This window comes from Pseudomonas sp. Marseille-Q8238 (assembly GCF_965111915.1).
This window is the reverse complement of sequence record NZ_CBCOPI010000001.1, coordinates 675,631-699,310: the sequence shown is the minus strand read 5'-3', so window position 1 is coordinate 699,310 and position 23,680 is coordinate 675,631. Positions and strand designations below refer to the sequence as shown.

20 protein-coding genes are annotated in these 23,680 nt (G+C 62.5%); 3 read left to right on the top strand and 17 right to left on the bottom strand.

Features of this window, described 5'->3' with window-relative positions:
• Positions 1 to 498 precede the first annotated feature (498 nt).
• From ACWPW0_RS03090 to ACWPW0_RS03080, 3 genes are read right to left on the bottom strand one after another with little or no spacing between them, the layout of a single operon-like run.
• Positions 499 to 1,914 (bottom strand): FGGY-family carbohydrate kinase, encoded by a 1,416-nt coding sequence (locus ACWPW0_RS03090; RefSeq protein ID WP_447588900.1) that lies wholly within the window; start codon positions 1,912 to 1,914, stop codon positions 499 to 501.
• A gap of 28 nt (positions 1,915 to 1,942) precedes the next feature.
• Positions 1,943 to 3,181: an NAD(P)/FAD-dependent oxidoreductase gene (locus ACWPW0_RS03085; protein WP_454254390.1), complete on the bottom strand. Its 1,239-nt coding sequence runs from the start codon at positions 3,179 to 3,181 to the stop codon at positions 1,943 to 1,945.
• Positions 3,168 to 4,577, bottom strand: coding sequence for an FAD-dependent oxidoreductase (locus ACWPW0_RS03080; protein WP_454254389.1), 1,410 nt, complete (start codon positions 4,575 to 4,577; stop codon positions 3,168 to 3,170). The genes ACWPW0_RS03085 and ACWPW0_RS03080 overlap by 14 nt, the downstream gene beginning before the upstream one ends.
• 710 nt (positions 4,578 to 5,287) lie before the next feature.
• Here ACWPW0_RS03080 and ACWPW0_RS03075 point away from each other — a divergent pair.
• Positions 5,288 to 6,901, top strand: coding sequence for an NADP-dependent glyceraldehyde-3-phosphate dehydrogenase (locus ACWPW0_RS03075; protein WP_454254388.1), 1,614 nt, complete (start codon positions 5,288 to 5,290; stop codon positions 6,899 to 6,901).
• A 66-nt stretch (positions 6,902 to 6,967) separates the two neighbouring features.
• On the opposite strand, the gene ACWPW0_RS03070 is transcribed toward ACWPW0_RS03075, so the two are convergent.
• Positions 6,968 to 7,471 (bottom strand): single-stranded DNA-binding protein, encoded by a 504-nt coding sequence (locus ACWPW0_RS03070; RefSeq protein WP_173203066.1) that lies wholly within the window; start codon positions 7,469 to 7,471, stop codon positions 6,968 to 6,970.
• A gap of 9 nt (positions 7,472 to 7,480) precedes the next feature.
• Positions 7,481 to 8,875, bottom strand: coding sequence for an MFS transporter (locus tag ACWPW0_RS03065; RefSeq protein WP_447588893.1), 1,395 nt, complete (start codon positions 8,873 to 8,875; stop codon positions 7,481 to 7,483).
• A 135-nt stretch (positions 8,876 to 9,010) separates the two neighbouring features.
• Here ACWPW0_RS03065 and uvrA point away from each other — a divergent pair, with 135 nt between their 5' ends.
• The gene (uvrA, locus tag ACWPW0_RS03060) at positions 9,011 to 11,866 is read left to right on the top strand and encodes an excinuclease ABC subunit UvrA (protein WP_454254387.1); all 2,856 of its coding nucleotides are present in this window, start codon (positions 9,011 to 9,013) and stop codon (positions 11,864 to 11,866) included.
• 107 nt (positions 11,867 to 11,973) lie between these two features.
• On the opposite strand, the gene ACWPW0_RS03055 is transcribed toward uvrA, so the two are convergent.
• Positions 11,974 to 15,048: a MexW/MexI family multidrug efflux RND transporter permease subunit gene (locus ACWPW0_RS03055; RefSeq protein WP_454254386.1), complete on the bottom strand. Its 3,075-nt coding sequence runs from the start codon at positions 15,046 to 15,048 to the stop codon at positions 11,974 to 11,976.
• The gene (locus ACWPW0_RS03050; RefSeq protein WP_454254385.1) at positions 15,035 to 16,144 is read right to left on the bottom strand and encodes an efflux RND transporter periplasmic adaptor subunit; all 1,110 of its coding nucleotides are present in this window, start codon (positions 16,142 to 16,144) and stop codon (positions 15,035 to 15,037) included. The genes ACWPW0_RS03055 and ACWPW0_RS03050 overlap by 14 nt, the downstream gene beginning before the upstream one ends.
• A gap of 252 nt (positions 16,145 to 16,396) precedes the next feature.
• On the opposite strand from ACWPW0_RS03050, the gene soxR reads away from it, so the two are divergent.
• Positions 16,397 to 16,858, top strand: coding sequence for a redox-sensitive transcriptional activator SoxR (soxR, locus tag ACWPW0_RS03045; protein WP_454254384.1), 462 nt, complete (start codon positions 16,397 to 16,399; stop codon positions 16,856 to 16,858).
• Positions 16,859 to 16,972: 114 nt separating this feature from the next.
• On the opposite strand, the gene ACWPW0_RS03040 is transcribed toward soxR, so the two are convergent.
• The 10 genes from ACWPW0_RS03040 to rpmD form a co-directional block, all read right to left on the bottom strand.
• On the bottom strand, positions 16,973 to 18,412 hold the full coding sequence (locus ACWPW0_RS03040; protein WP_454254383.1) for a catalase: 1,440 nt from the start codon (positions 18,410 to 18,412) through the stop codon (positions 16,973 to 16,975).
• 173 nt (positions 18,413 to 18,585) lie between these two features.
• A complete protein-coding gene (gene rplQ, locus ACWPW0_RS03035; protein WP_160082900.1) occupies positions 18,586 to 18,972 on the bottom strand; it encodes a 50S ribosomal protein L17 in 387 nt (128 codons plus the stop codon).
• A 43-nt stretch (positions 18,973 to 19,015) separates the two neighbouring features.
• Positions 19,016 to 20,017, bottom strand: coding sequence for a DNA-directed RNA polymerase subunit alpha (locus ACWPW0_RS03030; protein WP_447588881.1), 1,002 nt, complete (start codon positions 20,015 to 20,017; stop codon positions 19,016 to 19,018).
• 22 nt (positions 20,018 to 20,039) lie between these two features.
• Positions 20,040 to 20,660 carry a 30S ribosomal protein S4 gene (gene rpsD / locus ACWPW0_RS03025; protein ID WP_447588879.1) on the bottom strand — a complete coding sequence of 207 codons (621 nt, stop codon included), beginning with the start codon at positions 20,658 to 20,660 and terminating at the stop codon, positions 20,040 to 20,042.
• Positions 20,661 to 20,676: 16 nt separating this feature from the next.
• Complete coding sequence (gene rpsK / locus ACWPW0_RS03020) at positions 20,677 to 21,066, bottom strand: 30S ribosomal protein S11 (protein ID WP_021702690.1); 390 nt, start codon at positions 21,064 to 21,066, stop codon at positions 20,677 to 20,679.
• 30 nt (positions 21,067 to 21,096) lie between these two features.
• A complete protein-coding gene (rpsM, locus tag ACWPW0_RS03015) occupies positions 21,097 to 21,453 on the bottom strand; it encodes a 30S ribosomal protein S13 (RefSeq protein ID WP_447588877.1) in 357 nt (118 codons plus the stop codon).
• 133 nt (positions 21,454 to 21,586) lie between these two features.
• Positions 21,587 to 21,703: a 50S ribosomal protein L36 gene (gene rpmJ, locus ACWPW0_RS03010; RefSeq protein ID WP_101497939.1), complete on the bottom strand. Its 117-nt coding sequence runs from the start codon at positions 21,701 to 21,703 to the stop codon at positions 21,587 to 21,589.
• A 31-nt stretch (positions 21,704 to 21,734) separates the two neighbouring features.
• Positions 21,735 to 23,063 carry a preprotein translocase subunit SecY gene (gene secY, locus ACWPW0_RS03005; RefSeq protein WP_447588875.1) on the bottom strand — a complete coding sequence of 443 codons (1,329 nt, stop codon included), beginning with the start codon at positions 23,061 to 23,063 and terminating at the stop codon, positions 21,735 to 21,737.
• Entirely contained in the window at positions 23,064 to 23,498 is a 435-nt protein-coding gene (gene rplO, locus ACWPW0_RS03000; protein ID WP_160082916.1) for a 50S ribosomal protein L15, read from the bottom strand. It lies immediately after the preceding gene.
• 3 nt (positions 23,499 to 23,501) lie between these two features.
• A complete protein-coding gene (rpmD, locus tag ACWPW0_RS02995) occupies positions 23,502 to 23,678 on the bottom strand; it encodes a 50S ribosomal protein L30 (protein WP_008089798.1) in 177 nt (58 codons plus the stop codon).
• Between the last annotated feature and the right edge of the window lie 2 nt (positions 23,679 to 23,680).

Here is a 23,680-nt window from a genome sequence, read left to right as displayed (position 1 = left end):
TGGGTTCACCGCCAACGACCATGACGGCGTAGATCAGCGCTGAAGTGATCAGCAAGGTAAGCACGATCCCGAGCGTGAGTCGGGAAATGATGGTGACCGGCATTGCGGCTCCTATGGATTGGCCTCGTATTCACATCACATGGCATGGGCATACGGGCAAGCCCATGACAGACAGCGGCCCGACGGATTGCCCGCCAGGCCGGTATAGTTTGCCCGGAATTCTCAGGAAAGACTGGCTCAATATGGCGTGCTAGAGGCCTCCAAGGGGAAAACCCAAGAGGCCTGGCAACACAGCTACCGACCCGCGTCGCTCGCCCTTGGCGACAACGCAGAACAGCTGCGTGCCGCCTGCCCCAAGTGCTGCACGAAAAGTCGTCGAGCGACGGCTAGGCGAGGCAAAAACGGGGGAGGACGCGGAGTTTACGAGCTGTAAATGAGCATTCCGAACCCGTTTCTAAACGACGCATCACCGATACGCAGGCACTTCTCGCACAGCACCTAGCGCCAGCTACGACAGCGCTTCACCGCATCGGCAAAAGTCTCACGCCACTGCAGTGCCACGTCGGCCGACACCTTGGGCCGGAACTCGGTACTGGTATTGCGCGGCGGTTTCAGCTCCAGGCCCAGCCCCCGTGCGGCCAACGATGCACAGCCGAACGCGGTCAGCTCATCGAAGCGCTGGGTGACGATGCAGCGCTGCAGGGCATCGGCCAGGAACTGGGCGAAATACGGGCTGCGCGCCAGGCCGCCGTCGATGGACAGGCGATCGGTCACGTTGAGGAATCCATCCATCGCGGCGATGACTTCCGCACTGCGCAACGCCACCCCTTCGAGCAACGCCTGGCAGAGATCCTCCTTGCGTGTACTGCTGTTCATGCCCAGCCACATACCCGCGGCGCTGCGGTCCCAGTGCGGGCACGCCAGGCCGGACAACGCCGGCACGAACGCCAACTTGCGCGAGATCGCCGGCGGCTCGTCGAAGGCCGCCAGTTCGGAGAAGTCGCTGAACAGCCCCAGACGCCCAGCCCACTCCACCGCCGAGCTGGCGTCATAGACGCCGCCATCCATCGCGTATTGCGGCTTGCCATCAATCTGCCAGGCGATGGTCGCCAACAGCCCCTTGTCCGGCGCGCGGATGATCTGCTCACCACTCAGCGTCAGCGCGAATGCACCGGTGCCGAAGGTGATCTTCGCTTCGCCGGGATTACGACAGCCATGGCCATACAACGCGGCCTGCTGGTCGACGATGGCGGCCGTGACCGGCGTCGCACCGACCTCACCGAAGAAGCCCACGGTGTCGCGGATTTCCGGCAGCGTTTCCAGCGGTACGCCAAACAGGGCACACAGCTCCGGGTCCCACTGGCCGGTCGCCAGGTTCATCAGCGAGGTACGCGAAGCCGTGGTGACATCGGTGGCGAACACCCCGGTCAGGCGGTCGAGAAAGTAGGCATCGGTGGTGCCCATGCGCAGCCGTCCGGCCTGATGTGCCTGCTGGGCAGCCGGCAGGTTTTCGAGAATCCAGGCCAGTTTGGCGGCGGAAAAATAGGGGTCCAGCGGCAGGCCGGCGCGCTCCAGGGTCAGGCTTTCGCCCCCCTGCTCGCGCAGCGTTTCGATGCGCGCAGCGGTGCGGTTGTCCTGCCAGACGATGACCGGCGACAGCGGCTCGCCACTGCGCGCATCCCAGGCCAGGCAGCTTTCGCCCTGGTTGGCCAGGCCGATGGCGTCGACCTTGCCGGTCGCTTCCAGGCAGCGCTGCAGGTTGTTCAGCAGCTCCAGCGGGTCATGCTCGACCCAGCCCGGTTGCGGGTGATGCTGCTGATGACGCAGAGCGAGCTGGATGTCGGCACTGCCATTGGAGGTCACGACCAGTACGCGGGTGCTGGTGGTGCCTTGATCTAACGCGGCGATTCGCATGGGGGTCTCCTGTTGGCAGAGTCTGTGCTCAATGGCCAACGAAATCGACTTCGAGGTGCTGGGTACCGGCGGGAATCGGCAGGCCGGCAAGGGGAATCAGCAGGCGCCGCTCGGGCAGGCAGGATTGCGCGCGCGACCAGATTTCCTGGCCATCGGCACGCACCACCAGGCGCCCGGAGGTGGCTTCATTCACCCGCAGTTGCAAGTGCTCCAGCCCTTGCGGGCCCGACGGTGCCAGGCGTTGCGGCACGCAGAGCTTGAGCCCGCCCTTGCAGCGAATCTCCATGGACAAGCCACTGGCCGGCAACTCGCCACGCAGGTCACGAGCCAGCAGGCGGGCGATCTTGCGGCCCTCGCGGTACGACCAGCCGGCAGTCTCGATCGGCCGCAGCAGGTTGCCAGCGGCGAAATAGGCCGGGTCGGAACAACGCCCATATTGGTCGATGGTCGGTCCGCCACTCAGCGGGTCGACACGCAGATCACTCACGCGCGCCAGGCTCGATTCCGGCACGAAACGCCCGGTCAGCAGTACGCCATCGCAGTCGAAGCGCTGAATGCTGCCATCGGCCATCCGTACACTGGCCGCTTCCACGCGCCCGGTGCCGTGCACCTCGAGCAGCTCCGCGCCGAAGTGCATCGGCACGCCACACAGGCGCGGGAACAGCGACAGCGGCCAACGCGCCGTGGCGCGGGCATTGCGCTCGATCATCGCCACTGGGCGAATACCGGCACGGCGGCAACTGAGCACCGAGGACAGGCTGACCAGCTCGGTCCCGACGATAAGCGGACGCTCGAAGGGTTTCAGGTGCTCCAGGTACAAATAGGACTGCAAGGCACCGGTGTTGATAACGCCGACAGGCCGATCTCCCCCCACCAGCCGGGCCGAGCGTGGCATCTCACGCGCGCCTGTGGCGATCAGCACGCGCCGCGCCTGGATCTGCGCCACGCCAGCCGGGCTGACCAGGTCGAGGCGACCGGCCGTACGCAGCCGGGTCACCGTGTGCCGGACACGGATCTCGACACCGGCGCGCTGCGCCTCCTGCACATTGCGCCGCGCATAGGCGGGACCGCTGAGAATCCGCCCGTACTCCCAAAAACCAAAGGGGGGATGGCTGCAGTGGCGGGGAATACCGCCGGCTTCCGGCTCGCGCTCGATCACCAGCACGCGCTCCACGCCCTGGCGGCGCAGTTCGATGGCGGCGGAAAGCCCCGCCGGCCCGGCGCCGATGATCACGACGTCTACATGTTCGATCTCAACGCTGGTCATGGCAGGCCCCTGTGGCAAGCGGAATGGCCAGATGACCGGCACTCAATTCGGCAACGCGTGCGCCGCAATAAAATCCCTGGCAACGCCCCATGCAGGCCCGCGTGCGACGCTTGAGGCCGCCCAGGTCACCGGCCGGCAACGGCCCCTGCAGCGCGTTCTCGATTTCACGCTGGGTGACCATTTCGCAGTGGCAGACGATCTCGCCATAGCCGGGCCGCTGGTAGTCGCGCGGCAGGTGCTCGGCCAGGTTGGGCATCTGCGGCCAGCGCAGGTCAGCCGGGGCAATCGCCCGGTGGCTGCGGCCATAGAGCCTGAAGACATGACGGGCAATCCCCAGGGCAGCGGTCAGGCCGGTGGAGCGAATCCCGCCAACGCTGATCCAGTTGCGCTCGGCCATCTGCCGCACGCGGTATTCCTTCTTGTCGCTGGCCGGGCGCAAACCGGCGTAGGTCGCGGTGATCGGCATGCCGTCCAGCCCCGGGATGCGCGCCACGGCGGCCTCCACCAGTTGTGCAAGGGTATCGCCATCGAGACCGGCATGCAGGCGATCATCCTGCTCCTCGGCAGTCGGCCCGACCAGCAGGTTGCCGAAGATGGTGCGGGTCAGCACGATGCCCTTGGTGCGCTCGTTCGGCACCGGCAGGATGATGGTATTGAGCAAGCGTGCAGCGGCCTTGTCGAACACCACGAACTGGCCCTTGCGCGGGTGAATGCTGAAGCTGCTTTCGCCCAGCAGTTGCTCTTCGAGGCGATCACCGAACAGGCCCGCGCAGTTGATGACCGTGGTTGCTCGTACTGAACCAGCGGTGGTCTGCAGGTCCCAGGCCTGGCCATCGAAGTGGCCGCCCTCGACCTGCGCGCCGAAGCGCGCCTCGGCACCGGCCAGCAGGGCCTGCTGCAGATAGCCCAATGGCGCCGACCAGGGGTCGATGAGGAACTCGCCGGGGACTTCCACGGCCGCCAGCGCATCCGCAGAAAGCCCCGGCTCCAGAGCCCGAATCTCTCGGCGTTCGATCAGGCGCACATCGGCCACGCCATTGTCGTGGGCCTGCTGCACGATGCCGGCCAGCCGGGCCAGGTCTTCCTCGCTCCAGGCCACGACCATCGCGCCGGTGCGCAACAGCGGCAGGTTCATCTTCTTATGAATTTCCAGGTACTCGTGGTACCCCTCCTGCATGCACGCCAGTTCCAGGCTGCCAGTGGGGGCATCGAACCCGGTATGCAGAATCGCGCTGTTGCCTTTGCTGGCCCCGGCCAGAATATCGGGGCTCTTCTCCAGTAGGAGGACCTTCGCCCCCTCCAGCGTGAAGCGTCGCGCCATGGCGCAACCGACTACGCCGCCGCCCACGACGGCTACGTCGTAGGTCTGGCTGGCGTTCGAGATCAGATCATTCATTACATTGCCCGTTTACTCAGGTCTTGCTGACCTTTATGCCCCACAAAGGCAGCATTTGGCATGCCAATACTGAGGTAAAATGTTTGTTTGTGGATATAACAAACATTATTCAGTCATAAAAATCCCATTAATCGCACTTAATCCACAGAATGTTTTCCAGCGTTAGCCGAGCACTGCCAGATGACAATGGCCCGAGACAGGACGCGAAAGGCGCCAGCGCCGTGGCAGCCGGAAAATCAATCGGGCAGCCTGTAAACACCCTCGGTTATCTCCCGCGCCCAGCTAGGCAGCACCTCTCGCTACCGTGCGCCCCATGACGGCACAAAGTGCTACTTTTTTACTCAGGGTAATCTCGCGCACCTGAATTCTTCGTAAGCATGCCGGTGCCTGTCGGTATTTTTCCGAGGTTTTCAGATAGACCCGCCACAGTGCATAGCAGCTAGAAACCACTATCCCACTAATTATCCACAAAATAACGCCCGTATAGGCAGATAAAAACACATAAACCAACATAAAAATAACGAGATGGCATACATGCTGCGTTGTTGATGGCACCGCGCAGCACCCGGTCCGCCGCTTGCCAGCCCTGCCCTTGACACCACCAGAGTGACTGACGGGCAACTGCAGCCGTGCTCTACTCGGGTGACCACGCGCGCCTCGACCTGATCGTCAGCCTGCAGGCCGTGCCTGCGCAGCCCCGGAGAGCACAGATGAACACCCTCACCCTGTTTCCTACCGCCCACGACATTCCCGAGCAGTATCGACTGGCCGGCCCGACCGAACAGCGCGAGTACCTGCTCAACGGTGAACTGCGCATCTGGAACGGCCCACTGGCCAGCGTGCGCAGCCCGATCTTCCTGCGTGACGGCGATAGCCTGCGCCAGACGATTCTCGGCAGCACCCCGCAGATGGATGCCGCAACAGCCCTGCAAGCTCTGGATGCAGCCGTGGCTGCGTATGACAACGGCCGCGGTCAGTGGCCGAACCTGCGCGTCGGTGAGCGTATCCAGCATGTGGAAACCTTTCTGGCCCGCATGCGCCAGCAGCGCAGCGCGGTGGTCAACCTACTGATGTGGGAGATCGGCAAGAACCTCAAGGATGCCGAGAAAGAGTTCGACCGGACCTGCGACTACATCGTCGACACCATCAATGCCCTCAAGACCCTGGACCGTCGCTCCAGCCGCTTCGAGCTCGAGCAGGACACCCTCGGCCAGATCCGCCGGGTGCCGCTGGGCGTGGCCCTGTGCATGGGCCCCTACAATTACCCGCTCAACGAGACCTTCACCACCCTGATCCCGGCGCTGATCATGGGCAACACCGTGGTCTTCAAACCGGCCAAGTTCGGTGTACTGCTGATTCGCCCGCTGCTCGAAGCCTTCCGCGACAGCTTCCCGGCTGGCGTGATCAACGTCATCTATGGCAGTGGCCGCGAAACCGTTGGCGCGCTGATGGCGTCCGGCAAGGTCGATATCTTCGCCTTCATCGGCACCAACAAGGGCGCCAGCGACCTGAAGAAGCTGCATCCACGCCCGCATCGCCTACGCGCCGTGCTCGGCCTCGACGCCAAGAACCCCGGCATCGTGCTGCCGGATGCCGACCTCGACAATGCGGTCAGCGAAGCCGTCACCGGCGCCCTGTCGTTCAATGGCCAGCGCTGCACGGCGCTGAAGATCCTGTTCGTCCATGAGGATGTGGTTGACGACTTCCTGACGGCCTTCAACCGCAAGGTCGGCGCACTCAAGGCCGGCATGCCCTGGGAGCCCGGCGTGGCGCTGACACCGCTGCCGGAACCCGGCAAGACCGGCTACCTGCAGGAGCTGGTCAACGATGCCCTGGCCAAGGGCGCGCAGGTGGTCAACGAAGGCGGCGGCCAGGTCTACGAGAGCTTCTTCCAGCCGGCAGTGCTGTACCCGGTCACGCCGCAGATGCGTGTCTACCAGGAGGAGCAGTTCGGCCCGGTGATCCCGGTGGTGCCTTATCGCGATATCGACAGCGTGATCGACTATGTCCTGCAGTCCGACTTCGGCCAGCAACTGAGCCTCTTCGGGCGCGATCCGGAGCAGATCGGCCGGCTGGTCGACGTGTTCGCCAACCAGGTCGGGCGTATCAACATCAACGCCCAGTGCCAGCGCGGCCCGGACACCTACCCGTTCAATGGCCGCAAGAACTCCGCCGAGGGCACGCTCTCGGTGCATGACGCCCTGCGCGTGTTCTCCATCCGCACCCTGGTGGCCACCCGCTTCCAGGACAGCAACAAGGAACTGATCAGCGAGATCATCCGCAACCGCCACTCCAGCTTCCTGACCACCGACTACATTTTCTGAAGCCCCAATGAAAAACCCCCGAGGCACTGGCCTCGGGGGTTTTGGGGTCACGCACCAGCTGGGACGTCAGAACGGGATGTCGTCGTCGAAGCTGTCGTAGTCAGGTGCCGGCTGCTGCTGGGCGGCTGGCTGCGGAGCCGGGCGCTGCTGCGGGGCCGACTGTTGCGGCGCCGGACGCGACTGCTGCTGACGCGGCGCGTACTCGCCACCGCCTTCGCTATTGCCACCACGGCCGCCCAGCAGTTGCAGGGTGCCATTCATGTCGACCACGATCTCGGTGGTGTAGCGCTTGACGCCGTCCTTCTCCCACTCGCGAGTCTGCAGGCGCCCCTCGATGTAGCACTGGCCGCCCTTGCGCAGGTACTCGCCGGCGATCTCGGCCAGCTTGCCGAAGAACACGATGCGGTGCCATTCGGTACGGTCCTGCTGCTGACCGGTCTGCTTGTCTTTCCAGCTATCGGTAGTGGCCAGGGTGATGTTGGTCACCGCATTGCCATTGGGCAGATAACGGGTTTCCGGATCGCCGCCGACGTTACCGATCAGAATGACTTTGTTTACCCCACGGGCCATTTCGTTCTCCTAAGCTGAATGCGTAACCGGCGCCTCTTCGAGTTCCCGCTCGAGCAACGCACGATCCAATTGTTGGGTGTCCACTTTGATGTACAGCGCCGCTTCTTCGGCCACCACCACGGCATCGCTGACACCGGGGATGGATAGCAGGCGCTCTGCCAGTCCACTGTCCGCCAGCGCTGTTGGGCTGAGCGGCCGGCGCAGACTGGTTACGTAGGGCGGCTCGTGCATAGTAGCAGCTATAAAAACCCAGAAAAGGGCGAGCACTGCACATCCGACGAAGACCGCGCCCAGGCTGCCGTGCTGGTACAGCCAGCCGCCGAGGATGCCGCCCAGCGCCGCGCCAAGGAACTGGCTGGTGGAGTACACGCCCATGGCCGTGCCCTTGCCGCCCGCCGGCGAAACCTTGCTGATCAGTGAGGGCAGCGAGGCCTCCAGCAGGTTGAACGCGGTGAAGAACACCACGATGCCGAACACCAGGGCACGCAGGCCGTGACCGAACAGCCAGAAGAACAGTTCGCACAGCAGCAGCACCAGCACCGCGCCGGTCAGCACGCGCTTCATGCGGCGCTTCTTCTCGGCATAGATGATGAACGGCACCATGCCGAAGAAACCGATCAGCAGCGCACTGAGGTACACCCACCAGTGCTCTTCCTTGACCAGCCCGCCCTGCTCCACCAGTGCCAGCGGCAAGGCAACGAAGCTGGCCATGAGAATGGCGTGCAGCACGAAGATGCCGGCATTCAGGCGCAGCAACTCGACGTTGCGCAAGGTCGGCAGCAGCGCCTGGCGCGCCACGCCGGACTCGCGGTGCTGCAAGGCACGCGGCGCACGCGGCACCAGGGTGGCGATGATCAGGATGCCGAGCAGCGCCATGCCGGTGGTGGCCCAGAACAATCCCGCCAAACCATAGGCACGAGTCAGCAGCGGGCCGACCACCATGGCCACGGCGAACGACAGGCCGATACTCATGCCGATCATGGCCATGGCCTTGGTCCGGTGTTGCTCACGGGTGAGGTCGGAGAGCAGCGCCATCACTGCGGCGGAAATCGCCCCGGCGCCTTGCAGCACCCGGCCGGCGATCACGCCCCAGATCGAGTCGGCGTTGGCCGCCAGCGCCGCACCGGCGGCAAAGATCAGCAGGCCGACATAAATAACCGGCAGGCGGCCAATACGGTCGGAAAGAATGCCGAATGGAATCTGCAAGACCGCCTGGGTCAGGCCATAGGCACCGATGGCGAGGCCGATCAGCGCCGGGGTGGCACCCGCCAGGTCCATACCATAGGTCGCCAGCACCGGCAGCACCATGAACATGCCGAGCATGCGGAAAGCAAACACCAGGGCGAGACCACCCGCCGCACGGGTCTCACCCGCGCTCATGCGCTCGCTATGCGAATCATGCATCGTCAAAACCTGAAGCAACTAAAACCGGCGGCGATTCTAGCAGTCCAACCCCCGACGGCACAGCAGCGTCGCTTTGCCGCACACCCGCCGCGAGCCGTATACTCGTTGGTTTTCCGCCCGCCATGCGAGGCCGTCTTGGACAAGATCCTGATTCGTGGGGCTAGAACCCATAACCTGAAGAACATCGACCTGACATTGCCCCGCGACAAACTGATCGTGATCACCGGTCTGTCCGGCTCCGGCAAGTCGTCCCTGGCCTTCGACACGCTCTACGCCGAGGGCCAGCGCCGCTACGTCGAATCGCTGTCGGCCTACGCGCGGCAGTTCCTGTCGATGATGGAAAAGCCTGACGTCGACACCATCGAGGGCCTGTCGCCGGCGATCTCCATCGAGCAGAAGTCGACCTCGCACAACCCACGTTCGACCGTCGGCACCATCACCGAAATCTACGACTACCTGCGCCTGCTCTACGCCCGCGTCGGTATTCCGCGCTGCCCGGACCACGACCTGCCGCTGGAAGCGCAGACCGTCAGCCAGATGGTCGACCAGGTGCTGGCCCTGCCCGAAGGCAGCAAGCTGATGCTGCTCGCGCCAGTGATCCGCGAACGCAAGGGCGAGCACCTCTCGGTGTTCGAGGAACTGCGCGCGCAAGGTTTCGTCCGGGCACGGGTCAACGGCAAGCTCTACGAACTGGACGAGCTGCCCAAGCTGGATAAACAGAAGAAGCACTCCATCGACGTGGTGGTGGACCGTTTCAAGGTGCGCAGCGACCTGCAGCAACGCCTGGCCGAATCCTTCGAGACCGCGCTCAAGCTGGCCGATGGTCTGGCCCTGGTCGCGCCGCTCCCCGACGAAGATGACAAGAAGCCGGGCGAACCGGATGAGGACATCATCTTCTCCGCGCGCTTCGCCTGCCCGGTGTGCGGCCATTCGATCAGCGAGCTGGAACCCAAGCTGTTCTCCTTCAACAACCCGGCCGGCGCCTGCCCGACCTGTGACGGCCTGGGCGTTAAGCAGTTCTTCGACACCCGCCGCCTGGTCAATGGCGAGCTGACCCTGGCCGAAGGCGCGATACGCGGCTGGGATCGACGCAACGTCTATTACTTCCAGATGCTTGGCTCGCTGGCCGCGCACTATGGCTTCAGCCTGGAAGTGCCTTTCGGCCAACTGGAGGCGAGCACCCAACAGGTGCTGCTGAGCGGCAGCGGTAAAGAGAACGTCGAGTTCCGTTACCTCAATGACCGCGGCGACATCGTCAAGCGCGCGCACCCGTTCGAAGGCATCGTGCCCAACCTGGAGCGGCGCTACCGCGAGACCGAGTCGGTCAGCGTGCGCGAGGAGCTGGCCAAGTTCCTCAGCACCCAGCCGTGCCCGGACTGCCGTGGCACACGCCTGCGCCGTGAAGCGCGCCACGTGTGGGTCGGCGACAAGACCCTGCCGGCGGTCACCGGTCTGCCGATTGGCGATGCCACCGATTATTTCGGCGGCCTCAGCCTCACCGGTCGACGCGGCGAGATCGCCGACAAGATCCTCAAGGAAATTCGCGAGCGCCTGCAGTTCCTGGTCAACGTCGGCCTCGACTACCTGACCCTCGACCGCAGCGCCGACACCCTGTCTGGCGGCGAGGCGCAGCGTATCCGCCTGGCCAGCCAGATCGGCGCCGGCCTGGTGGGCGTCATGTACATCCTCGACGAACCGAGCATCGGCCTGCACCAGCGCGACAACGAGCGCCTGCTCGGCACCCTGCGCCACCTGCGCGACATCGGTAACACGGTGATCGTGGTCGAGCACGACGAAGACGCCATCCGCATGGCCGACTACGTGGTCGATATCGGCCCTGGTGCCGGCGTACACGGTGGCCGCATCGTCGCCGAAGGCACCGCCGCCGAAGTCATGGCCCACCCGAACTCGCTGACCGGCAAGTACCTCTCCGGCCGCGAGAAAATCCGCTATCCGGCGCAGCGCACGCCACGCAACAAGAAGCTGTCGCTGAAGATCAAGGGCGCGCGCGGCAACAACCTGTGCAACGTTGATCTGGACATTCCAATCGGCCTGCTCACCTGCGTCACCGGCGTGTCCGGCTCGGGCAAGTCGACGCTGATCAACAACACCCTGTTCCCGCTCGCCGCCACCGCGCTGAACGGCTCGACCACCCTGGAAGCCGCCGCCCACGACAGCATCGACGGCCTGCAGTACCTGGACAAGGTGGTCGACATCGACCAGAGCCCGATCGGCCGCACGCCACGCTCGAACCCGGCAACCTACACCGGCCTGTTCACCCCGATCCGCGAGTTGTTCGCCGGCGTACCCGAATCGCGCTCGCGTGGTTACGGCGCCGGGCGCTTCTCCTTCAACGTCAAGGGCGGACGCTGCGAAGCCTGCCAGGGCGACGGCCTGATCAAGGTGGAGATGCACTTCCTGCCGGACATCTACGTGCCGTGCGACGTGTGCAAGAGCAAGCGCTACAACCGCGAAACCCTGGAGATCAAGTACAAGGGCAAGAGCATCCACGAGGTGCTGGAGATGACCATCGAGGAAGCCCGCGAGTTCTTCGACGCGGTGCCGGCGCTGGCGCGCAAGCTGCAGACGCTGATGGACGTCGGCCTGTCGTACATCAAGCTGGGCCAGTCGGCGACCACCCTCTCGGGCGGTGAGGCGCAGCGGGTCAAGCTGAGCCGCGAGCTGTCCAAGCGCGACACCGGCAAGACCCTGTACATCCTCGACGAACCAACCACCGGCCTGCACTTCGCCGACATCCAGCAACTGCTCGACGTGCTGCACCGCCTGCGCGACCACGGCAACACCGTGGTGGTGATCGAGCACAACCTGGACGTGATCAAGACCGCCGACTGGCTGATCGATCTCGGCCCCGAGGGCGGTTCCAAGGGCGGCATGATCATCGCCACCGGTACGCCGGAAGACGTGGCCGAGATGGCCCAGTCGCACACCGGCTACTTCCTCAAGCCACTGCTGCTCAGGGATCGAACCTGAACGCGACCCACGATTACCGTCCCGGTGATCGTGGGCAGGCTCTCCCAGGATAAAAGGCGCTGGAGCAACCCGCGCCTCATCCCCGTATCGAACCGCAAAAACAAGCCTCAGGCCTCTGCCTCGGCCAGTTGCCGGCTGCGCGCCGTCATTGCCGTTTGCGCATGATTGCGCGCCAGCAAGGTGTACAGGGTCGGCAGCACGAACAGGGTGAACAGCGTGCCGATCAGCATGCCGGATACGATCACCAGGCCAAGGCCGAAGCGGCTGCTGGCTCCTGCCCCGCTGGCGAACAGCAACGGCACCAGGCCGAATACCATTGCTGCCGTGGTCATCAACACCGGACGCAGGCGAATCTGCGCCGCACGCAATATCGCCGCCTGACGCGACAGCCCCTCATGAGCCTGCAGTTCGTTGGCGAACTCGACCATTAAAATGCCGTGCTTGCTGATCAGGCCGATCAGCGTCACCAGGCCGATCTGTGTGTAGATGTTCAAGCTGGCCCAGCCCAGCGCCAGCGGCAACAAGGCGCCACAGATCGACAGCGGCACAGTGATGAGGATGATCAGCGGATCGACCAGGCTCTCGTACTGCGCCGCCAGCACCAGGTAGATGATCACCAGCGCCGCGAGGAAAGCGAACACCAGCGCGCTGCCCTCCTGCATGTACTGACGCGCATCGGACTGCCAGTCATGGCTGAAGCCTGCCGGCAGGTTCCGTGCGAGGTCATCCAGAAACGCCACGCCCTCGCCCAGCGACACCCCCGGCGCGGGGATGGCCTGCAGGGTCGCCGCGTTCTGCTGGTTGAACTGGGTCAGCCGGTTAGGCTCGACCTGCACCGACACCTGCACCAGCGCCGACAACGGCACCAGCGTCTGGTCCTGGCTGCGCACGTACTGGCTGGCCAGCGCCTGCGGCGTAAGACGCTGCTCGCGCAGGCTTTGCGGGATCACGTCATAGGCACGCCCCTGCATGCCGAAGCGGTTCAGGTAGTTCTCCCCCACCAGCACCGCCAGGGATTCGCCTATGTCCTGCATGCGAATGCCCAGGCTGTTGGCCTTGGCCCGGTCGATCCGCACCTGAACGACCGGGTTGTTGTAGTCCAGGTCACTGTCGACCACGCTGAACAGCCCACTGGCCCGCGCTCGTTGCTTGATGTCCTCCATGCTCTGGTAGAGCTGCGGGTAATCCTGCGCGCTGCGCAGCACCATCTGCACCGGCAGGCCACCGGTGGAACCAGGCAACGCCGCCAACTGGAAAGCGAAAATGCTGCTGCCCTCGATATCGCCAACGGCCTGCTGCAACTCGGCCTGAATCGCCGAGGCCGGCCGCTCGCGCGCGGTCCATGTCGACAGGTTGATGCCGCCGAAGCTCGAGCTGGGGCCATCGGTACCATTGATGATCCAGGTGCTCTCGGTCTCCGCAATGCTCCGGTAGACCTCATCCAGCCGTCTGCCGAAATGCTCCGCGTAATCGAGGTTGGCGTGCTGCGGCGACTTGATTGCCGTCAGTATGTTGGCCTGGTCCTCACTCGGCGCCAGTTCACGTTGCGGCAACTGGTAGAGCAGCGGCAGGCTGAGGAAGACCAGCAGTGCCAGGCCGATGCTTACGCTGCGATGCCGCAGCGAGAGATCCAGCAAGCGCCCATAGCGCCGGGTCAGGCCGCCGAAGAACCACTCCGCGGCATGGGCCATGCGCCCTTCGCTTTGCTTGGCCGGCAGCAGGAAAGAGCTCATCACCGGCGACAAGGTCAGTGCCACCACGCCCGACACCACCACTGCGCCCGCCAGGGTCAGGGCGAACTCCTTGAACAGGGCGCCGGTCAGCCCGCCCATCAGGCCGATGGGCGCGTAGACCGCCGCCAGGGTCAGGGTCATCGCGATCACCGGCCCAGCCACCTCACGCGCGCCGATCAGTGCTGCGGCGACCGGCGACTTGCCCTCTTCGATATGCCGGTGCACGTTCTCCACCACCACGATGGCATCGTCCACCACCAGGCCAATGGCCAGAACCATCGCCAATAAGGTCAGCAGGTTGACGCTGAAGCCGAACGCCAGCATCAACCCAGCCGCCCCGAGCATCGACAGGGGAATGGTCGCCACCGGAATCAGCACGCTGCGCAACGAGCCCAGGCACAGGTAGATCACCAGCACGACGATCACCAGGGCCTCCAGCAACGTCTTCATCACCTCGTCGATCGACGCCTGGATAAACCGCGCCGTCTCGAATGCCAGCTGCACCTGCACACCCGGCGGCAGGGTTTTCTCGATCTCCGGCAACGCCTGGCGAATACCCTCCACGATCACCAGCGGGTTGCCACCCGGCGTGGGGAACAAGCCAAGGTGCACTGCCGGCACACCATCCATGTAGGCGCTGGTTTCCGTGGCCGCCGCCCCCAGCTCCACGGTGCCGATGTCCCGCAGCCGTACCAGGCCATGGCCATCGTTGCGGACCACCAGGTCACGAAACTCCTCGACACTGGTCAGATCGGTGTTGATCCGCACATTGGAAACCACGTACTGCCCTTTCACCTTGCCCGGCGCCGCCTGGTAATTGTTGCGCCGCACCGCCTCGGCCACATCGCTGGCGGTCAGGCCATGTCCGGCCAGGCGATCACTGTCCAGCCACAGGCGCATGGCCAATTGCTGCCCGCCGAACACCTCTACCTTGGCCACGCCCTCGATACTGGAAAACACCGGTTCCACGACGCGCTTCAGGTACTCGGTCAAGGCCGGCGTGGCCAGGCTGTCGCTGGAGAAGCCGACATACGCCACGGCCGTGGAGTCGCCCGCAGAGCGTTCGATCACCGGGTCATAAGCCTGCTCGGGCAGCTTGTAGCGAACCTGGTTGACCTTGGCCATCACCTCGGTCAGCGCCTGGGTCGAGTCACGGTTCAGTTGCATGCGCAGCGTCACCAGGCTGCGCCCCTGTACGGTGGCCGTGGTGAGGTAATCGATCCCCTCCACGGACGACACGGCCTGGGTAATCGGCTGCGTCACGAACCCCTGCATCAATTCGGAAGAAGCGCCCGGATACTCCGTGGACACGGTAATGGTCGAGCTTTCCAGCATCGGGTACTGGCGGATCGGCAACTGGCTCAGCGCCAGGATGCCGAACAGCAGGATCAGGGTACTGACGACCAGGGCAAGTACCGGCCGGCGGACAAACAGATCAGTGAACTTCATCGTTCGCCTCTGCGCCTGTAGCGGGCTGGGCCAGGCTGTCGACCGTCGCCTGCAACGCCATGCCGTCACTCAGCTTGATCTGCCCGGAAGTCACTACCTGATCGGCCTCACTCACGCCACTGTCGATTTCCACTCGACCGCCATAACGCTCTCCGACGTGAACGGCGACCCGCCTGGCCACCCATCCGTGCGCGTCGGTCGGCTGGGCAAGGAACACACTTTCACCGTAGGCGGTATAGGTCACCGCCGTTTCAGGCACCGTAAGCACCGAACGGTGTTCCCCCTGCGTGACGCGCACCCGGGCGTACATACCGCCCCGCAGCAGCCCCTGCATGTTGTTCAACCGGGCCTGCACCTGCACCATCCGCGAGGCAGTGATCATCGGGTCGATCGCGCTCAGCTCCGCGCGGAACACCTGCCCGGGGTAGGCGTCGACCAGCACCTCGACCGCCTGACCGACAGCAAGGCCGGGGCTGGCCTGTTCATCCAGCGCAAAGTTCACATTCAGCGTGCGCACATCCGCCAGGCTTGCCACTGCGTCGGCAGGATTGAGGTACTGCCCCTGATGCACGCGGCGGATGCCGATGACGCCGTCGAACGGCGCACGGATGGCTTTCTGCTCGATCAGCGCCTGGGTGTGACGCAGGGCACCCAAGGCCATCTCGCGCGCAGCCTGGGCGTTGTCGAGCTGCTCATGGGATACCGCGTTGGTGGTAATGAGCTTGCGCATGCGGGCATGCAGGATTTCGGCATTGCGCAGTTGTGCCTGCGCGCGAATCAGCTCCGCCCGCTCAGGCGCATCATTCAGTTGCACCAACAGCTGTCCGGCACTGACTGCCTGCCCTGACTCGAAGGCGATGCGCGTGACCCGCCCTCCGCTTTCGGCAGCGACCTGCACCTGGCGCACCGCTTCCAGCTCGCCGATGCCAGCCACACGTCGGGATACCTCGCTGCGCGTAACCGGCGCCAGGGCGACCTTGGTGGGCGGATAAGTCATAGCCGCCGCCTGCTTGGAAGCAGATGCCAGCCGCACCCCGGCGCCAATTGCCAGCAGTACAAAGAGACCGAGCAGGCCAAGGAGTAGACGATTTCTCATGGCTGCCTCCGCATCGTTAGGACGATCGAACCCGGCGACGCCCACCCACCGAACTCTCGCCACACACCTGTACCTGGGTCGAGAATGACCGACCAATCCCCACACGCCTTCAACGCTACAGCCCACCGCATAACTCATGGCTCCCGACAGTTCACCTACTCCAAGCGACGAGCAGGTGACCGAGCTGACAGATACTTGCCAGGCCCAGCGGCAGGCACTATAAAACCTCAACTAAACTTGAGGTCAACAGCCATGCCAGGGGATTCCAGCAGCGACTCCGTCCGCTCGCTCAGCATTGGAGAAGTCGCCAAACGCAGTGGTGTACCGATCTCTACCCTGCACTTCTATGAAGCCAAAGGTCTGATCGAAGGCTCGCGCAGTGCCGGCAACCAGCGCCGCTTTCCCGCGACCGTCCTGCGCTACATCGCTATCATCAAAGTGGCACAACGCACGGGGATTCCGCTGGAGGAAATCCGCCAGACCCTGGGGCCGTACGTCCCCGGCAGAAAGCTCAGTGCCGCGCAGTGGAAAGCACTGTCCTCCCAATGGCGGGCCCTGCTCGACGAACGCATCCAGCGCCTGACGCGCCTGCGCGATGAGCTGGATAACTGCATTGGTTGTGGTTGCCTGTCGCTGGAGCAATGCCCGCTGCGCAACCCCGGAGACGTGCTGGGCCAACAGGGACCAGGCCCACAGATTCTGGAACGCCCGTAGGCGAAGAAGGCCGGCATGTTGCTGAATGGCATCCACAGGATGGGGATGCCGAGAAACAGAAAACCCCGATGACGCAACTACGCGTCACCGGGGTGGCTCAGGCTTGCAGGAAAATCAGAGACCGAGGCCTTTGGCCACGCCAGCCCCATAAGCCGGATCAGCCTTGCGGAAATGCTCCAGCTGGCGACGCTGGACATCTTCGCTGACCGAACTCATCGCACCGACAATGTTGTCGATCAGCAGGGCCTTCTGCTCATCGCTCATCAGCCGGAACAACGCACCGGCATGGCTGTAGTAATCGCCATCCTCACGATGATCGTAACGATCTGCAGCGCCACTCAACGGCAGGGCCGGTTCGCGGTACTCGGGAGCCTGCTTGGGCGCCTGGTCATAGCTGTTCGGCTCATAGTTCGGCGCAGCACCATTGTTACCATCGAAACGCATCGCCCCATCACGCTGGTAATTGTGCACCGGGCTCAGTGGCGCGTTCACCGGCAACTGCTGGTGGTTGGTACCTACACGATAGCGATGGGCATCGGCGTAGGCGAAGACACGACCTTGCAGCATCCGGTCCGGAGAGAGGCCCACGCCGGGAATCATGTTGCTCGGCGCAAAGGCCGCCTGCTCGACTTCCGCGAAGTAGTTCAGCGGATTGCGATTGAGTTCCAGCTCACCCACTTCGATCAACGGGTACTCCTTCTGCGACCAGGTCTTGGTTACGTCGAAAGGGTTCTCGTGGTGCGCGGCCGCCTGCGCCTCGGTCATGATCTGTATGCAGACCCGCCATTTCGGGAAGTCACCGCGCTCGATCGCACCGAACAGATCGCGCTGGGCGTAATCCGGGTCCGTCCCCGCCAGGCGTGCCGCTTCCGCAGGCGGCAGATTCTTGATGCCCTGCTTGGTCTTGTAGTGCCACTTCACCCAATGCCGCTCGCCCTGGGCATTGATCAGGCTATAGGTATGGCTGCCGAAGCCGTGCATGTGCCGGTAGCCATCCGGGATCCCGCGATCCGAGAACAGGATGGTCACCTGGTGCAACGCCTCAGGTGAGTGCGACCAGAAGTCCCACATCATCTGCGGACTTTTCAGGTTGCTCTGCGGCAGGCGCTTCTGGGTATGAATGAAGTCGGGGAACTTCAGCGGATCGCGGATGAAGAACACCGGGGTGTTATTGCCAACGATGTCCCAGTTGCCTTCCTCGGTATAGAACTTCAGAGCAAAGCCACGTGGATCACGCTCGGTATCAGCCGAGCCCCGCTCACCACCAACCGTGGAAAAACGCAGAAATACCGGGGTCTGCTTACCCACCCGCGCGAACAGTTTGGCGCTGGTGTAGGCCGTGATATCGCGGTTCACGGTAAAGGTGCCATAAGCCCCCGAACCCTTGGCATGCACACGACGCTCAGGAATCACTTCCCGGTTGAAGTGGGCAAGCTTTTCCACCAGGTGGAAATCATCCAACAACAGCGGACCACGCGGGCCGGCACTGCGGGAATTCTGGTTATCGGCAACCGGGGCGCCACTGGCAGTTGTCAGGATCGTCTTCTGGCTCATCGGCTTTCTCCATCTTCAGGCTTGGACATACCGTTGCTACGGCTTGAAGAGAGTATTAGCGAGAACCACTCAATCGACAAATATATAGATTTCAGTATATCGATAGCTTTTTACTAATCTAACAGGCACAAAAAACCGGGCACCAGGCCCGGTTCTTCGCAGACGGTTACGTCTTATTCGGCATCTACAGCTGCGCCGCCGACCGGACGGTCAACCAGCTCAACGTAGGCCATCGGTGCGTTGTCACCAGCGCGGAAACCGCACTTGAGGATACGCAGATAGCCGCCTTGACGGGTGGCGTAACGCTTGCCCAGATCGTTGAACAGTTTGCCAACGATGGCTTTCGAACGAGTACGGTCGAAGGCCAGACGACGGTTGGCAACGCTGTCTTCCTTGGCCAGGGTGATCAGCGGCTCGGCAACGCGGCGCAGTTCCTTGGCTTTCGGCAGGGTGGTTTTGATCAGCTCGTGTTCGAACAGCGACACCGCCATGTTCTGGAACATGGCCTTGCGGTGTGCGCTGGTGCGGCTCAGGTGACGGCCACTTTTACGATGACGCATGGTTAAATTCCTTACCAAACTTCAAGTTCGGTGATCGTGACGATCAGGCAGTCGCCTTATCGTCTTTCTTCAGGCTTGCCGGCGGCCAGTTATCGAGGCGCATGCCGAGGGACAGACCACGGGAGGCCAGGACGTCCTTGATCTCGGTCAGGGACTTCTTGCCCAGGTTCGGAGTCTTCAACAGCTCTACTTCGGTACGCTGGATCAGGTCGCCGATGTAGTAGATGTTCTCCGCCTTCAGGCAGTTGGCCGAACGAACGGTCAGTTCAAGATCGTCAACCGGACGCAGCAGGATCGGATCGATCTCGTCTTCCTGCTCAACCACAACCGGCTCGCTATCACCCTTGAGGTCGACGAACGCGGCCAGCTGCTGTTGCAGGATGGTCGCGGCACGACGGATAGCCTCTTCAGGATCCAGAGTACCGTTGGTCTCCAGGTCGATGACCAGCTTGTCCAGGTTGGTGCGCTGCTCAACACGGGCGTTCTCGACGACATAAGCAACACGGCGCACCGGGCTGAACGAGGAGTCCAGCTGCAGGCGGCCGATGCTACGGCTTTCGTCTTCGTCGCTCTGACGAGCGTCAGCCGGCTCGTAGCCACGGCCACGACGCACGGTGAGTTTCATGTTCAGAGCGCCGTTAGCCGCCAGGTTGGCGATAACGTGATCGCCGTTGACGATCTCGACATCGTGATCCAGCTGAATATCGGCAGCAGTGACCACACCCGAGCCCTTCTTGGCCAGAGTCAGGGTGACTTCGTCACGACCGTGCAGCTTGATTGCCAGACCTTTCAGGTTCAGCAGGATTTCAATGACGTCTTCCTGCACACCTTCGATGGCGCTGTACTCATGGAGTACACCGTCAATCTCGGCCTCGACTACTGCACAGCCAGGCATGGAGGACAACAGGATGCGACGCAGCGCGTTGCCCAGGGTATGGCCAAAACCACGCTCGAGAGGCTCGAGGGTGATCTTGGCACGGGTCGGACTGACCACCTGCACATCGATATGGCGGGGGGTCAGGAACTCATTTACCGAAATCTGCATGGATGCACCTATTTTCTAGCCCTTACTTGGAGTAGAGCTCGACAATCAGGCTTTCGTTGATGTCGGCGGACAGATCACTGCGAGCCGGAACGCTTTTGAACACGCCCGATTTCTTCTCAGTGTCAACTTCCACCCACTCAACGCGACCGCGCTGGGCGCAAAGCTCGAGAGCTTGCACGATGCGCAGCTGGTTCTTTGCCTTTTCGCGAACGGCTACGACGTCACCAGCTTTGACCTGGTAGGACGGAACGTTCACGGTCGAACCGTTTACGGTGATCGCTTTGTGCGATACCAGCTGACGGGATTCGGCACGAGTAGCGCCAAAGCCCATACGGTAAATCACGTTATCCAGGCGGCACTCGAGCAGTTGCAGGAGGTTTTCGCCGGTAGCGCCCTTACGGCTGGCAGCCAGCTTGTAGTAACCGCTGAACTGACGTTCCAGAACACCGTAGATACGACGAACTTTCTGCTTCTCGCGCAGCTGGGTACCGTAGTCGGACTGACGACCACGGCGAGCGCCGTGCTGGCCAGGAGCCGCTTCGATGTTGCATTTGGATTCAAGCGCGCGCACACCACTCTTCAGGAAGAGATCGGTGCCTTCACGACGAGACAGTTTGCATTTGGGACCAATGTAACGAGCCATTCTTCACTGTCTCCTATTACACGCGACGCTTCTTCGGCGGACGGCACCCGTTGTGCGGGATTGGCGTCACGTCGGTGATGCTGGCGATTTTGTAGCCGCAGGCGTTCAGAGCGCGCACAGCGGATTCGCGACCAGGACCTGGGCCCTTGACGTTCACGTCGAGGTTCTTCAGGCCATATTCCAGGGCTGCTTGACCAGCACGCTCGGCAGCCACCTGGGCAGCGAACGGGGTGCTCTTACGGGAGCCGCGGAAACCCGAACCACCGGAGGTAGCCCAGGACAGGGCATTACCTTGACGGTCGGTGATGGTAACGATGGTGTTGTTGAAAGACGCGTGGATATGGGCGATCCCATCAACCACTGTCTTTTTGACTTTCTTACGAGTACGAGCAGCAGGCTTAGCCATGACTTATTTCCTGTCGATTCGCGGGCGCAATTACTTGCGGATCGGCTTACGCGGGCCCTTACGGGTGCGCGCGTTGGTCTTGGTGCGCTGACCACGGACCGGGAGGCCGCGGCGATGACGCAGACCGCGATAGCAGCCCAGGTCCATCAGACGCTTGATTTTCATGTTGATTTCGCGGCGCAGGTCACCTTCAGTGGTGAGCTTGGATACTTCGCCACGCAGCTGCTCGATCTGCTCGTCAGAGAGATCCTTGATCTTTACCGCCGGGTTGACGCCGGTTACTGCGCAGATTTTGTGCGCAGTCGTGCGACCAACACCGTAGATGTAGGTCAGCGAGATAACAGTGTGCTTGTTATCTGGAATGTTGACGCCTGCAATACGGGCCATTCAGTGAAACTCCAATTGACAGCTACCCACGCCCTGGAAGCCAAGAAATAGGGCGCGCGATATTAACGCTGTAATAACAAAGAATCAACCCGGCAGCGCACTAGCTGCCGGGCTCATTACGCGTGGTTCACACTCAGCCTTGGCGCTGCTTGTGACGCGGTTCCGCGCTGCAGATCACGCGAATAACACCTTCGCGGCGGATGATCTTGCAGTTACGGCACAGCTTTTTGACCGATGCACGAACTTTCATCAGTAACTCCTAGAACCTTACGGGAACATGATCAGCGGAGCATGCCGCCGCCATAGCCCTTCAGGTTGGCTTTCTTCATCAGGGATTCGTACTGGTGCGAAACGAGGTGAGATTGCACTTGAGACATAAAGTCCATCACAACCACGACCACGATCAGCAACGAGGTCCCGCCAAGGTGAAACGGTACGTTGGCTGCAACCTGCAGAAACTGCGGCAGCAGACAAACAGCCGTCATGTACAGGGCACCGAACATGGTCAAACGAGTCAGTACGCCATCGATATAGCGTGCCGACTGCTCGCCTGGACGAATACCCGGAATAAAGGCACCGGACTTCTTCAGGTTTTCCGCTACGTCTTTCGGGTTGAACATCAGCGCCGTATAGAAGAAGCAGAAGAAGATGATCCCTGCACTAAACAGCAAGATGTACAACGGCTGGCTCGGAGCCAACGCCTGCGCGACGTCCTGCATCCAGCCCATGCCTTCGCTTTGGCCGAACCAGGTTCCCAGCGAAGCCGGGAACAGCAGCAGACTGCTGGCAAAGATGGCCGGGATAACACCCGCCATGTTCACCTTCAACGGCAAGTGGCTGGTCTGCGCAGCGAAAACCTTGCGGCCCTGCTGACGCTTGGCGTAATGCACAGCAATACGACGCTGGCCACGCTCGATGAACACCACGAAACCGATGATCGCAACAGCCAGGAGCGCAATACCTATCAACGCGAAGATATTGATATCGCCCTGACGCGCAGACTCGAACGATTGCCCGATGGCACTCGGCAGACCGGCAACGATACCAGCGAAGATCAGCATGGAGATGCCGTTACCGACACCCCGCTCAGTGATCTGCTCGCCCAGCCACATCATGAACATTGCGCCGGCCACGAAGGTCGACACCGCCACGAAGTGGAAGCCGAAATCAACCGAGAAGGCCACACCCTGACTGGCCAGGCCGACGGACATGCCGACAGCCTGAACAAAAGCCAGCACCAGGGTGCCGTAGCGGGTGTACTGGCTGATCTTGCGACGGCCAGCTTCCCCTTCCTTCTTCAACTGCTCCAGCTGCGGGCTGACGGCCGTCATCAGCTGCATGATGATCGATGCCGAGATGTACGGCATGATCCCCAGTGCAAAGATGCTCATCCGCTCCAGCGCGCCACCGGAAAACATGTTGAACAGGCTAAGAATGGTCCCCTCATTCTGTCGGAACAGATCCGCCAGCCGGTCAGGGTTTATCCCGGGAACCGGAATATGCGCACCGATCCGATAGACGATGATCGCCAGGAACAGAAAACGCAGCCGAGCCCAGAGCTCGGACAACCCGCCATTGCTGAGCGCAGAGAGAGCACCTTGCTTAGCCATTTAGTCCTCGAACTTACCGCCAGCTGCTTCGATGGCCGCACGCGCACCTTTGGTGGCGGCGATACCTTTCAGGGTGACCGCACGAGTAACTTCACCGGACAGCATGACTTTCACACGCCGTACGTTTTGGTTAATCAGATTGGCATCCTTCAGCGATTGCACAGTTACGACATCGCCTTCCACCTTGGCCAGCTCGGACGTGCGCACTTCAGCGCGATCCATGGCTTTCAGGGAAACGAAGCCGAACTTCGGCAAACGACGATGCAGCGGCTGCTGGCCACCCTCGAAGCCCGGAGCAATGGTGCCACCGGAACGGGAGGTTTGACCTTTGTGGCCGCGGCCACCGGTCTTGCCCAAGCCGCTACCGATACCACGACCCGGACGATGTTTCTCGCGACGGGAACCCGGCGCTGGACTCAGATCATTGAGTTTCATCGATTAACCCTCGACGCGCAGCATGTAGTACGCCTTGTTGATCATCCCGCGATTCTCGGGAGTATCCTGGACTTCTACAGTGTGACCGATGCGACGCAGACCCAGACCCTTAACGCACAGTTTGTGGTTAGGGATACGGCCCGACACGCTTTTGATCAGTGTTACTTTGACGGTAGCCATGA